Here is a 12,272-nt window from a genome sequence, read left to right on the forward strand (position 1 = left end):
TGTTCACTGTGCTCCCCCACGGGTCAGGCTGCCGGACTTATCAAACTCATGGCCTTCGATTTCGTTCCGGATTTCGGCGGCGATGGGGTCGAGTTTCCTGTTGGAGTAGCTGACGTACCACGCGGTGATTCCGAAAGTGGTGACGAACTGGAGCAGCCCCAGGATCAGGCCGACGTTGATGTTTCCCCACACTTTTATGGACATGAAGCCGACCGCGTAGTCGGCCAAGAGAACGTAGGCGAAGTACCACAGCAGGAACGCTGCTGCCATGGGGAAGACGAAGCTCCTGTGCCGCTTGCGCAACTTCTTGAACCGCTCCGTCTGCTGGACTTCCTGGAAGTCCACGGACGCTGTCGCGTCCTGGGGTTGGGCATCATTACCCATGGTTCCTCCTGGTTGTTGTGCCCACATCGGCTCCACACAGCCGGCCAATGTGACTGCAATCACTATTGACGGGCCGGGGCAGTCATTCCAGCACATTGCCCGCCGTCGTCGCCCAACGGTCCCTATGCTGCGCCAAACGGCAAGCGGCGGGCCGGCCGCCGTCGTCGTGCCCGCGCATTGGCTACTCTTGCTCCATGCCCGATTCCCCGCTCTTCACAGCAGCCGCGATCGCCGTGATCGTCCTGGCGGTGGCCGTCGTCGTGGGTGTCGGCCTGAAAGTGGTGCGCTCCTTCCGGGACCTCGGCACGGACGCCGAGCAGGCAACCTACAAGACGCTGCACGCCGCATCGCGGGCGGGACAGCACCTTCGCGGCGGTCTGGAACCCGCCGGGGCGGGGAAGGCCAGCAAGCAGTTGCGGGCGCTCCTTGGCTGCGAGGCCTTGGCGATCACGGACACTGAAGCGGTGGTGGCGTGGGACGGAACGGCCGAGGACACCAGGCCGGCGCTCATGGGCATTGTCCGCGGGGTGCTGGAAAGCGGACGCACCGCGGTGGTTCCCCACGCGACAGGTCGACCGGACAGTTTCAGTGCCGTCATCGCCCCCATCCGCGCCGGCTCCAAGGTGGTGGGGACAGTTGCGGCCCTGGCGCCGTCGGCGGGCGCCGGGTTGGTCCGGGCCACCAGCGAAGTGGCCGATTGGATCGGCGCCCAGCTGGAACTGGCTGAGCTCGAGGCATCCCGGACCCTCCTGATGGAGGCCGAAGTCCGCGCTCTCAGGGCCCAGATCAGCCCGCACTTCATCTACAACTCCTTGAACGCCATTGCCTCCTTCATCAACACGGACCCCGCCCGGGCACGGGAACTGGTAGTGGAGTTTGCCGACTTCACCAGGTATTCCTTCCGTCGCCACGGCGACTTCACCACGCTCGCCGAGGAACTTCGCTGCATTGACCGCTACCTCCTGCTGGAACGGGCCCGGTTTGGCGAGCGTGTCCAGGTCAGCCTGCGGATCGCGCCGGAGGTGCTGAGCACGGTCATCCCGTTCCTCAGCCTCCAGCCGCTGGTTGAGAACGCGGTCCGTCACGGTCTCGAGGCGAAGGAAGGGCCCGGACACATCACCATTTGTGCCAATGATTCCGGCGCGTTTGCGGAAGTCACCATCGAGGACGACGGCGTGGGGATGGACCCGGAGCACCTGCGGCAAGTGCTCGCCGGGCACAGCGACGGCGACCACGTCGGCCTTCGCAACGTGGATGCACGGCTTCGGCAGGTCTACGGCGACGAGCACGGCCTGGTGATCGACACGGCCCCCGGCGAAGGCACCCTGATTACGATGCGCGTGCCCAAGTCCCAACCTCGCCACGACGCATAAGGCTAATCTGGAACCATGATCAACGTGCTCGTCGCCGATGACGAACTGCCCGCAGTTGAGGAGCTCGCCTTCCTGCTGGGGCGGGACGGCCGCATTGGCACAATCCACCGCGCTTCCTCCGGCGGCGAGGCCCTGCGGACCCTGGAAACCGAGTCCGTAGATGCTGTTTTCCTCGACATTCACATGCCGGCCTTGTCCGGATTGGACATCGCAAGGGCCATCTCCCGCAGCAGCAACCCTCCCGCCGTCGTCTTTGTCACGGCCGACGAGGACTGCGCTTTGGAGGCGTTCGATCTTGCCGCCGTCGATTACCTGCTGAAGCCGCTCCGGGCTGAACGGCTGGCCAGGTCCGTGGACCGGATCAGCGAGCTCATCAAGGACGGCGCCCCGGCGCCGGAGATGATCACCGTGGACCTCGGCGGCACCACCCGCATGATCCGCCGCGACGACGTCAGCTACGTCCAGGCCCAGGGCGACTATGCCCGGCTGCACACCGCCGAAGCGAGCTACCTCATCCGCGTTCCCCTCAGCGACCTTGAACAGCAGTGGGCGGAGGCGGGCTTCATCCGGATCCACCGCAGCTACCTGATTGCGCTCAACCACGTGGGACACCTCAAACTTTCGGCTTCGTCCCCCAGCGTCACCGTGGCCGGCGCCGAGCTGCCCATCAGCCGCCGCCACCTTCCCTCCGTCCGGGACCGGCTGGAAGCCACCCGTCCCCGGCCGCAAGGATGACGCGGGTCCGTGTCACCGCGCCGCGCCATTCGGTACCGGTGCCCCGGGGCCGGCTTGCGTACGGTGACGTCAACGAAGAGTCCGACGCCGGCAAGGTTTTTGTCCGTTCGCTCATCCGCTCGCAATTGCGCCTGGCGCTGGTGGTGGCCTGCGGTTTCCTGCTGATCCTCGCCGCTTTCGCGGCCTTCCTGGTGTTTGGACCCGGGGTTGCGGAGACAACTGTGCTGGGAATCCGTCTCGACTGGCTTCTGCTGGGCGTTGGGGTGTATCCGGTCATAGGGCTCAGCGCGTGGTTCTTCACCCGCGCGGCGGCCCGCAACGAGGCCCGCTACCGTGATTTGACGGAGGAGCGGTGAACCCGGCGGTCGGTCTGTTCGCTTTCGTCGCGGTCTCCCTCGCGACGGCGGCCATCGGTTTCTACGGCCTCCGCATTTCGCGGACCACCGGGGATTTCTACGTCGCGTCCCGGACCGTCCGGCCATGGTGGAACGCCTCGGCCATCGGGGGCGAATACCTGTCGGCCGCCAGTTTCCTGGGCGTTGCCGGCCTCATCCTCCTGTCCGGTACTGACGCCTTGTGGTTCCCGGTTGGCTACACGGCCGGCTACCTGATGCTGCTGTTATTCGTCGCGGCTCCCCTGCGCCGGTCCGGGGCCTACACGATTCCCGACTTCACCGAAGCCCGCCTGGACTCCAAGATGGTCCGGCGCGTCACGAGCCTGGTGGTAGTCGCCGTGGGGTGGCTGTACATCGTGCCGCAGCTCCACGGTGCGGCACTTACCATCCGCATCACTACGGGCCTGCCGTCGTGGATAGGCTCGACGGCGGTGGTACTGGTTGTGTGCCTGACGGTAGTGGCAGGCGGGATGCGTTCAATCACGTTTGTCCAGGCTTTCCAGTACTGGCTCAAACTCACGGCCCTGGCTGTTCCGGTGGTCTTTATCCTCCTGGCCTTGACGGCCAATGACACGGCTCCCGTGGCGGCGCTTCCCATCAACCCCACGGAAACGGCCACCGCCGGCGTCTACCACAACGTGTCCTTGCTGGTTGCCCTGTTGTTCGGGACGCTGGGCCTGCCCCACGTGCTCGTCCGGTTCTACACCAATCCCGATGGGCAATCGGCCCGGCGTACAACATTGATTGTGCTGGGCCTGCTATCGGTCTTCTACCTCTTCCCTACCCTGGCAGGTGCCCTGGGGCGGATCTACGCGCCGGAGCTGGCCCGGTCCGGGCAGGCTGACGCCTTGGTTTTGCTGCTTCCTGGCAAGCTCGTGGGCGGAACGGCCGGCGACCTTCTCTCTGCGCTCGTCGTGGCAGGCGCATTTGCGGCTTTCCTGTCCACCACCTCCGGGTTGGTGGTTTCGCTGTCGGGCGTCATCAGCCAGGACCTCTTCGGAGGCAGCGTCCGCGGCTTCCGGCTCGCGGCGCTGCTGGCCGCCGTCGTCCCCTTGGGTTTTGCCTTGACCACCGATTCCCTGGCGTTGGCAGGCAGCGTCGGTTTGGTCTTTGCCTTCACGGCATCCACCATCTGCCCGGTGCTGCTGCTGGGCATCTGGTGGCGGGGTTTGACGGACGCGGGCGCCATCGCCGGAATGGTCACGGGCGGCGTGTTGTGCGGCGGTGCTATGGTGGCTGGCACCGTCCTGGGCGCAAGTGCAGCCCCCTTCTGGTTGGCCCAGCCTGCAGCCTGGACGGTTCCGGCGGCGTTCGCCGTGACCGTTGGCGTGTCCGTGGCCACCAAAGGACGGGTACCTGCCTCGGTGAACCGCGTGATGTCCAGGCTGCACGTACCGGAACGGCCGGTAGTCACCGAACGCCAACTGCCCTGACCGGTTGTCCGCAGCTCCTGCGGGGTGGACAATGGCGCCATGTCCCACGAAGCGGGCCCTGCGGACATCCAGCCACCAGCTGATCCGGCAGCCGCCCCGGGTGTCCGGGCCCAGTTGCTGGCCACTGAGCATTGGAGCCTGCTCGCTTCACGAAGTACCACCCAGGGCGAGGTCCTCACCCGGATCAGCATGTTCCTGACGTTCACCTCGGCGAGCCTGCTCAGCGTGGCCTTGGTGGGCAACGCAACGCAGTTCTCGGATGCCTTCCGGGCTTTCGCGTTGACCATCCTCAGCATCGACGTGCTGGTAGGCCTGCTGACCCACGTCCGCGTCATGAGCGTCGGCATGGAAGACCTCATGTACGTCATAGCCATGAACAGGCTGAGGGCTGCCTACGTTGACCTGGATCCCGGTATTGCCCCCTACCTCATGGCCGGCTTCACCGATGACGAAGAAGGCGCTAAACGGACGTACTACTTTTTCGGCGGTCGGCGGGACTTCAGCCAGGTGGCAGGCAGCAGCATGGTGTTCATGGGCACAGTCAACGCCGCATTGATCGGCCTGCTGGTGGGGTCGGCTTTGTTGGTGGCCGGGTTGGCAGCACCATTCGCCGTGGGCGCAGGGGTGGTGGCCGGGCTGGCCTTCCTGGTGACGTCCTTGTTCCGCGGCAAACGTCGCTACGACGACGTCTGGCGGAAGCTCACATCCGTCTCCCCTGCCGGGGGCAGTCCTGCCGGGGGCGGCCCGAAGACGCCCTAATCGATGGCCGCCATCAACTCCACAACGCGGTCCAGGAAGACGTCCACCTGTGCCTCGTCGTAGCCTTCATCGCCCTTCGCCGCCCGGAAGACGGCCCTGCGGACCGTATCCACGCTGAGCGGTTGATCGTTTTCGAGGTAGTCGATCAACTGGACGCACAGTGCGTCTACGTCCTGGACGTTGTAGCTGCGGGTCCGCTTCCTGGCCGGCCGGCGGAACCGTTCGCCGTCGGGACGGTGAAGCCGCCCACGCAAAATGCCGGAGAGCTTGCCGATCTGCCGAAGCCAGGCTTCCTCGCCCTGCTGGTTGATCAGGTCATCCCGCTCGCGGCGCGCAAAGGCATCCTCAAGCCTGTCCAAGGCGGCATCGACGCTTTGGGCGTCATACCCGCCCTTGACGGGATCGAAGGCCACATCCCTGACGTCGGCACTGGCCACGGGATCGGCCGTGTTGCCCGGGTTCTCGAACGAGTTCCGTGCACGGCTGAGGAACGCGTCCACTTGCTTGGCGTTGTAGCCGTACTTGTTGCGCTCCACGCGCTCGAACGTTGCCGGGATCTGGCGTCGAATATCCAATGCCATCAACTATCCTTCGTCGGGGGTGTCAGACGCCGCTCAGCAGCGCGAACAGAACAAAAGCCACGGGGGCTGCGAACACGATTGAATCCAGGCGGTCCATGACGCCGCCGTGGCCGGGGAGGATGCTGCTCATATCCTTCACCCCGAGTTCACGCTTGACCATGGACTCGGCAAGATCGCCGGCAGTGGCTGCGGCAACCATGCCGGTGGCCAGGATCAGCCCGACCCACCAGGGCTTGTCCAGGAACAGCAGGCAGGCCAGCACGCCGATGACCATGGCACCGGCAACCGATCCTGCGAAGCCCTCCCAGGACTTCTTGGGGCTGATTTTGGGCGCCATGGGGTGCTTGCCGAACGAGGCACCAACGATGTAGCCGAAGGTGTCGTTGGCCACCACCAGCAGGAGCATCGACGCGATCTGCCATGCCCCGGCGGGGATTCCGTTCGGCCACAGGCCCACGGGAGTCGCACCACCCGCGGCATGGAGCGGCAACGCCGCAAAGCTGATCAGGAAAGGCACCCATGCCAGCGTGAACACCCCGGCAAAGACACTGCGGGGCGCCCCGGCGGCGCTTTCGATGGAACGCCACAAGAGCACGGCAACACTGCTGGCCACCATGGTGAAGTGGAGCCCCTCAAGTCCGCCGAAGTAGGCGGATACGGGCATCGCCAAGGCTCCCACCATCACCGGGATCACCGGCATGCGGGTGCCTTGGGCCTCAAGGGCACGGAATACTTCCCAAACACCCAGGACAGCGAAAGCGGTAACCAGCAGGACAAAGCCCAGCGGCAGGAAAAGCAGTCCGCCAAGGACGGCAAACAGCATGGCAAGCCCGACGCCGATGGCGGCGGGCAGATTGCGGCCCGCCTTCGGCGTCGGGTTACCTTGCAGGCGCCTGGCCAGTCTGCGCGCCCCTGACGTCGGGACCTGCCCGGCGGGCGCCGGCTCTGGCTGACTCATCAGACCTCGAGCAGCTCGGCTTCCTTGCGCTTCAGCAGGTCATCGATGCTGTCGACGTGCTGCTTCGTGATGGCGTCGAGTTCCTTTTCGGCGCGGGCACCCTCGTCTTCACCGGCTTCGCCGTCCTTGACCAGCTTGTCCAGGGCGTCCTTGGCCTTGCGGCGGATGCTGCGGACGGACACCTTGGCGTCCTCGCCTTTGCCCTTGACGATCTTGACGTATTCCTTGCGGCGTTCCTTGGTGAGCTCAGGAATGGTCACGCGGATGACGTTGCCGTCGTTGGAGGGGTTGGCACCCACCTCGGAGTCGCTCAGGGCCTTCTCGATGTCGCGGAGCGCGCTCTTGTCGTAGGGCGTGATGAGGATGGTGCGTGCGTCCGGAACGGCGAACGAAGCAAGCTGCTGGAGCGGCGTGGGGGTGCCGTAGTACTCCACGATCACTTTGTTGTAGAGTCCGGGGTTCGCCCGGCCCGTACGGATCGAGGCGAAGTCTTCCTTGGCTACCTCAACCGCCTTGTCCATCTTCTCGCCGGCTTCGAGCAAGGTCTCTTCGATCACGGGGTTCTCCTCAGTAATAGTCGCTGCCCTGCTACGGGCGGCCATGCACAGTAAAGATCCGCCACTGCGGGCGGACGGTCCTAGAAATATCCTAGCCGCTGCTAGGGGGTAACCAGGGTTCCGAGGGTTTCACCGCGGATGGCGCGGGTTACGTTGCCCTCGCCCTCCATGCCGAAGACCACCATGGACAGGTTGTTGTCCTTGCACATGGTCATCGCCGTCTGGTCCATGACACGGATATCGCGGCGGAGGGCATCGTCGTAGCTGAGCACATCCAGCTTTTCCGCGGTGGGGTCCTTCTTGGGATCGGAGGTGTATACGCCATCCACGCCGCTCTTGGCCATTAGGACGACGTCGGCGTGCACTTCAAGGGCACGCTGCGCGGCTACGGTGTCGGTGGAGAAGTACGGCAAACCGGCGCCGGCACCGAAGATGACCACGCGGCCCTTCTCCATGTGGCGGATGGCGCGGCGCGGAATGTAAGCCTCGGCCACCTGGCCCATCGTGATCGCGCTCTGCACCCGCGTCTCCACACCGGCCTGCTCCAGGAAGTCCTGAAGGGCCAGGCAGTTCATGACCGTACCAAGCATGCCCATGTAGTCCGCACGGGAGCGGTCCATGCCGCTCTGGGAGAGTTCGGCGCCGCGGAAGAAGTTACCTCCACCCACCACGATCGCCACTTCAACGTCGGAGACAGCGGCAGCGATCTGCTTCGCGATCGCCCGGACGGTTTCGGGATCGACGCCGAGCTTGCCCCCGCCGATGACCTCGCCGGACAGCTTCAGCAGTACACGACGGCGGCTCTTCTCGGGCTGGATTGCAGTGTTGACGGTTTCCATGGTGCCTTCCCGTTGGTGGACTTGGGCTAGATTATCGTGCTGTTGGTCCGCCCAGGTACTACCCTGACGGATGCATGAAAAAGGGGCGGCCACCGAAGTGACCACCCCTCTTCATGACTTGCTAGTTTCCGACGCGGAAACGGGTAACTGCGGTTGCCTTGACGCCGGCTTCCTCGAGGACCTGGGCAACGGTCTTCTTGGAATCCTTGGCGAATGCCTGGTCAACCAGAACTTCACCCTTGTAGAAGCCCGTCACGCGGCCTTCGACGATCTTGGGAAGTGCAGCTTCCGGCTTGCCTTCAGCCTTGGCGGTCTCTTCCGCAATGCGGCGCTCGGACTCGACCAGTTCGGCCGGAACGTCTTCGCGGGTCAGGTAGTTCGGAGCCATGGCGGCAACGTGGACGGCGATGTCGTGTGCTGCGGTGGCAGCGGCTTCGCCTTCGCCGTCAACAGCGAACAGAACGCCGACCTGGGCCGGGAGGTCCTTGGAGGTCTTGTGCAGGTAAGCGTCAACCGTGGTTCCCTCAACGCGGGAGATACGGCGGACAACAACCTTCTCGCCGAGGACTGCGCCCTCTTCGATGACGACGTCGGCAAGCTTCTTGCCGTCTACCTCGGTGGCGAGCAGGGTGTCGAGGTCGGCTGCGCCGGACTCGACTGCAACGTTGAGGACCTTGTCAGCCAGCTGGATGAACTTGTCAGCCTTGGCGACGAAGTCGGTCTCGCAGTTGACCTCGATCATTACGCCAACGCCGCCGGTGACCTTGGCAGCAACCAGGCCCTCGGCAGTGGAACGGCCTTCGCGCTTGGTAGCGCCCTTGAGGCCCTTGATGCGAATGATTTCGATGGCCTTCTCGGCGTCACCGTTGGCCTCGTCAAGAGCCTTCTTGACGTCCATCATGCCGGCGCCGGTGCGCTCGCGCAGGGCCTTGATGTCAGCAGCAGTGTAGTTCGCCATGGGAACCCCTCTGTCTAGAAATTTTTGGTGTTTACGTAACTGACAGGACGGCAACCCACAGTGTGGGCCGCCATCCTGTCAGTAGCCCCCGACGCGGTTTCCGGCGTCAGGGAAGGTACAGATTTACTTGGCTTCTTCAGCTTCGCCGGCTGCGGGAGCCTCGGTTGCTTCAGCGGCCTTGGCTTCTGCTTCTGCCTTGCTGCCTTCCAGGAGTTCGCGCTCCCACTCGGCAAGCGGCTCTTCCGGAGCTTCGGTGGTGCCGGAGGAGCGCTGGTTGCGGGCGATGAGGCCCTCAGCAACGGCGTCGGCAACAACGCGGGTGAGCAGGTTCACGGAGCGGATGGCGTCGTCGTTGCCCGGGATCGGGAAGTCGACTTCGTCCGGATCGCAGTTGGTGTCCAGGATGGCAACAACCGGGATGTTCAGCTTCTTGGCTTCGTCAACAGCAAGGTGTTCCTTCTTGGTGTCAACAACCCACAGAACCGAAGGAGCCTTGGTCAGGTTGCGGATACCACCGAGGTTGGCTTCAAGCTTGGTGAGTTCGCGCTTGAGGAGCAGGAGCTCCTTCTTGGTGTATGCCGAGCCTGCGACGTCGTCGAAGTTGATCTCTTCGAGTTCCTTCATGCGCTGGATACGCTTGGCGACAGTCTGGAAGTTGGTCAGCATACCGCCGAGCCAACGCTGGTTGACGTACGGCTGGCCAACGCGGGTAGCCTGCTCGGCAATTGCTTCCTGGGCCTGCTTCTTGGTGCCGACGAACAGGACCGTGCCGCCGTGGGCGACAGTAGCCTTGACGAACTCGTAGGCGCGGTCGATGTAGGACAGCGACTGCTGGAGGTCAATGATGTAGATGCCGTTGCGCTCCGTGAAGATGAAGCGCTTCATCTTCGGGTTCCAACGACGGGTCTGGTGTCCAAAGTGGACGCCGCTGTCAAGCAGCTGGCGCATGGTTACGACGGGCATGCCGACGCTCCTTCCGGCAGGTCATTCATGAGAGAGCCCCGAGGGCTGCTCTTACCCTGCCAATAGTTGACGGTTTCTTAGCCATGGCCCGGACGGGCACGGCTCCTGGCATCCATTGCACTTCCCATCCGGACAAGTCAGGCCGGACCGCAGGAGGCACAATCCTCCGCAGCGTGGAGCCACGAGGCTCCGCTGATGGAGGGCTGGATACGCGTAGTCAGGTTGAGCCCCTCGCGCACCTGAATGAGACGCGCTCCTGAATAAGCTTGAGGGCACAGCAAACTGCTCCATCAAGTGTACTACAGCAGACCCGCATTTTTGACCGTCCGCCGGGGCAGGCCAAGGCGTGCTTATCCACATACGGAACCCGGGTCACGGCCCCGCGCAGCCACACGCTGGAGGCTGGTTCCATGACCCTGCCGAAGATCGCTCACCTCCTGCTGGCAGCCGCCGTGTTGGCAGGCTCCGCCCCTGCCGCGCCTGGCGCGGCACCGGCTCCTGCGCAGCCACGCTGGGACTGGCCGCTGTCCCCCAAACCCAAGGTGGCGCAACAGTTCGATCCTCCGGACAAGCCTTGGCTCAGCGGGCACCGCGGCGTGGATCTGGCGCCAGAGTCCTCCAGCACTCCCGGGAAGGCGGATTCGCAGGTCTTCGCCCCGGCCGACGGCGTGGTGACCTTCGCCGGCGTCGTTGTTGACAGGAAGGTCATCACCATCGACCACGGCGGCGGCCTGCGGAGCAGCTTCGAGCCGGTGGCCAGCGAACTTCAGCAGGGCGACCCCGTGGCGAAAGGGCAGGTGATCGGCACAATCGAGGACATCGCGGGGCATTGCCCGGCAGCTAAGTGCCTCCACTGGGGTGTCCGGCGCGGCGACGACTACGTCAATCCCTTGGCGTTCGTGCAGGACCTGCGTCCCTCAATACTGCTGCCGCTTGATTGAACAGACCGGCCCGCCCTTGAACCGGCCCATGCCGCGGCACCATTGTGCCCACCCCCGGCGCGCCCGATCCTTAGACGATCGCGGAGACTCCCGTGATGGCGCGCCCCGTGACCAGTGTGTTGATCTCGTGCGTGCCCTCGTACGAATAGATGGCCTCGGCATCAGCGAAGACCTTGGCCATGCCGTAGTCGGTGACTATTCCGTTGCCGCCCAGGATGCTGCGGCCGAGCGCAACACTTTCGCGCATGCGGGCTGTAGTGAAGGCTTTCGCCAGCGCCGACTGTTCATCCTTGGCAGCTCCGGCGTCCTCCAACTGGGCCAAGCGGACCATCATGCCCATGGAAGCCACGGTATTGCCAAGGATCTGCACCAACTGGTTCTGCACCAACTGGAAGCGGGCCAAAGGCCTGCCGAACTGCTGGCGCTCCACAGCGTAGCTGCGCGCCACATCGAAGGCTGCCAACTGCAGTCCCACGGCTTGCCATGCAACCGCAAGCCGGGTGACCTTCAGGACCTTGTTGGTGTCTCGGAAGCTGTTGGCGTGCGCCAGCTTGAAGAAGTCCGGCACCACCACGTCCTCCAGCGTAATGTCCGCGTTCTGCACGGTCCGGAGGGAAATCTTGTTCTCGATCTTGCTCGCAGAGAAACCGGGGAGGGAGGTGTCCACCAGGAACGCCTTGACCTGCTTGTCCTCAACGTCCTTCGCGTAGATGACAACCCAGTCCGAGAACGTCGCGTTCCCGATCCAACGCTTGGCGCCATTAAGAATCCAGTTGTCACCGTCCCGCCGGGCAGTGGTTCGGGTTCCACCGGCCACGTCGGAACCTCCCAGCGGCTCGGTCAGCCCAAAGGCTCCGATCTTCTTCAAGGAGTAGATGTCCGGAAGCCACGCGTCCTTCTGCTCCTGGGAAGCCAGGGCTTCGATGGAACCTGTGAAGAGCCCGTCATGGACACCCATGAACGTGGCGATCGATGCGTCAGCCCGCGTCATCTCGGCATGCAGGATACCTGCGAACACATTGGAGTAGCCCTGCCGACGGACCGGGCTGACAAGGTCCAGTTCGGCAAGTTTGGGTATCAGGTCCGTGGGAAACTCGGCGCGGTTCCAGCAGTCCACAGCGATCGGCTTGACCTCGCGGGCCAGGAACTCACGAACTTCTGCCAGGCGGTCCTGTTCCTTTCCTGTCAGCAACTGCTCGAAAGCATAAAAGTCGCCGTCGGCGTAGGGCAGGGTAGCGGGATCGAAGGGGGCGTTCGACATGTTCTCTCCTCCTGGATTGGTCCACAGCGACCAAGACGGGGTTCGGCAAGTTACCAACGGGTATGTTACTGGTCAGTAACATACCTCACTCCCCCGCTTCGGGCAATGTCTTCCCTCCGGAGTGGTACTCCTGCC

Annotated in this window: 14 protein-coding genes; 6 read left to right on the forward strand and 8 right to left on the reverse strand. The window is 64.1% G+C overall.

The features are described 5' to 3' along the window. Positions 1-3 precede the first annotated feature (3 nt). A complete protein-coding gene (locus HMI59_RS14235; protein ID WP_021472585.1) occupies positions 4-384 on the reverse strand; it encodes a DUF485 domain-containing protein in 381 nt (126 codons plus the stop codon). Positions 385-578: 194 nt separating this feature from the next. Between HMI59_RS14235 and HMI59_RS14240 the strand changes: the two genes are divergently transcribed. Genes HMI59_RS14240 through HMI59_RS14260 form a run of 5 tightly spaced genes read left to right on the forward strand, consistent with a single transcriptional unit; the run spans position 579 to position 5,079 of the window. Further along, positions 579-1,757, forward strand: coding sequence for a histidine kinase (locus tag HMI59_RS14240; RefSeq protein WP_193591659.1), 1,179 nt, complete (start codon positions 579-581; stop codon positions 1,755-1,757). A 15-nt stretch (positions 1,758-1,772) separates the two neighbouring features. After that, positions 1,773-2,492 carry a LytTR family DNA-binding domain-containing protein gene (locus HMI59_RS14245; protein WP_021472583.1) on the forward strand — a complete coding sequence of 240 codons (720 nt, stop codon included), beginning with the start codon at positions 1,773-1,775 and terminating at the stop codon, positions 2,490-2,492. Next, on the forward strand, positions 2,489-2,848 hold the full coding sequence (locus HMI59_RS14250; protein ID WP_166183917.1) for a hypothetical protein: 360 nt from the start codon (positions 2,489-2,491) through the stop codon (positions 2,846-2,848). The genes HMI59_RS14245 and HMI59_RS14250 overlap by 4 nt, the downstream gene beginning before the upstream one ends. Beyond that, positions 2,845-4,320 (forward strand): cation acetate symporter, encoded by a 1,476-nt coding sequence (locus HMI59_RS14255; RefSeq protein WP_193591660.1) that lies wholly within the window; start codon positions 2,845-2,847, stop codon positions 4,318-4,320. The genes HMI59_RS14250 and HMI59_RS14255 overlap by 4 nt, the downstream gene beginning before the upstream one ends. A 39-nt stretch (positions 4,321-4,359) precedes the next feature. Then, the gene (locus tag HMI59_RS14260) at positions 4,360-5,079 is read left to right on the forward strand and encodes a hypothetical protein (RefSeq protein ID WP_193591661.1); all 720 of its coding nucleotides are present in this window, start codon (positions 4,360-4,362) and stop codon (positions 5,077-5,079) included. Here the strand turns inward: HMI59_RS14260 and HMI59_RS14265 are convergent. The 6 genes from HMI59_RS14265 to rpsB all read right to left on the reverse strand — a co-directional run bounded on the left by HMI59_RS14265 (position 5,076) and on the right by rpsB (position 9,935). Then, positions 5,076-5,660 carry a DivIVA domain-containing protein gene (locus HMI59_RS14265; protein ID WP_021472579.1) on the reverse strand — a complete coding sequence of 195 codons (585 nt, stop codon included), beginning with the start codon at positions 5,658-5,660 and terminating at the stop codon, positions 5,076-5,078. The two genes, HMI59_RS14260 and HMI59_RS14265, sit on opposite strands and share 4 nt — an antisense overlap. A gap of 22 nt (positions 5,661-5,682) precedes the next feature. After that, entirely contained in the window at positions 5,683-6,618 is a 936-nt protein-coding gene (locus tag HMI59_RS14270; RefSeq protein ID WP_193591662.1) for a phosphatidate cytidylyltransferase, read from the reverse strand. Next, positions 6,618-7,175, reverse strand: coding sequence for a ribosome recycling factor (gene frr, locus HMI59_RS14275; RefSeq protein WP_021472577.1), 558 nt, complete (start codon positions 7,173-7,175; stop codon positions 6,618-6,620). Before frr ends, HMI59_RS14270 begins: the two co-directional genes overlap by 1 nt. Positions 7,176-7,276: 101 nt before the next feature. Beyond that, positions 7,277-8,014: a UMP kinase gene (gene pyrH / locus HMI59_RS14280; protein WP_021472576.1), complete on the reverse strand. Its 738-nt coding sequence runs from the start codon at positions 8,012-8,014 to the stop codon at positions 7,277-7,279. A 121-nt stretch (positions 8,015-8,135) separates the two neighbouring features. Further along, a complete protein-coding gene (tsf, locus tag HMI59_RS14285; protein ID WP_021472575.1) occupies positions 8,136-8,972 on the reverse strand; it encodes a translation elongation factor Ts in 837 nt (278 codons plus the stop codon). Positions 8,973-9,095: 123 nt separating this feature from the next. Then, positions 9,096-9,935, reverse strand: coding sequence for a 30S ribosomal protein S2 (gene rpsB, locus HMI59_RS14290; protein WP_062095912.1), 840 nt, complete (start codon positions 9,933-9,935; stop codon positions 9,096-9,098). Between the two features lie 410 nt (positions 9,936-10,345). Between rpsB and HMI59_RS14295 the strand changes: the two genes are divergently transcribed. After that, positions 10,346-10,876 carry a M23 family metallopeptidase gene (locus HMI59_RS14295; protein ID WP_193591663.1) on the forward strand — a complete coding sequence of 177 codons (531 nt, stop codon included), beginning with the start codon at positions 10,346-10,348 and terminating at the stop codon, positions 10,874-10,876. 70 nt (positions 10,877-10,946) lie between these two features. Here HMI59_RS14295 and HMI59_RS14300 read toward each other — a convergent pair whose 3' ends face one another. Beyond that, positions 10,947-12,137 (reverse strand): acyl-CoA dehydrogenase family protein, encoded by a 1,191-nt coding sequence (locus tag HMI59_RS14300; protein WP_193591664.1) that lies wholly within the window; start codon positions 12,135-12,137, stop codon positions 10,947-10,949. Between the last annotated feature and the right edge of the window lie 135 nt (positions 12,138-12,272).

Source organism: Paenarthrobacter sp. YJN-5, assembly GCF_015040095.1.
Lineage (GTDB): Bacteria > Actinomycetota > Actinomycetes > Actinomycetales > Micrococcaceae > Arthrobacter > Arthrobacter ureafaciens.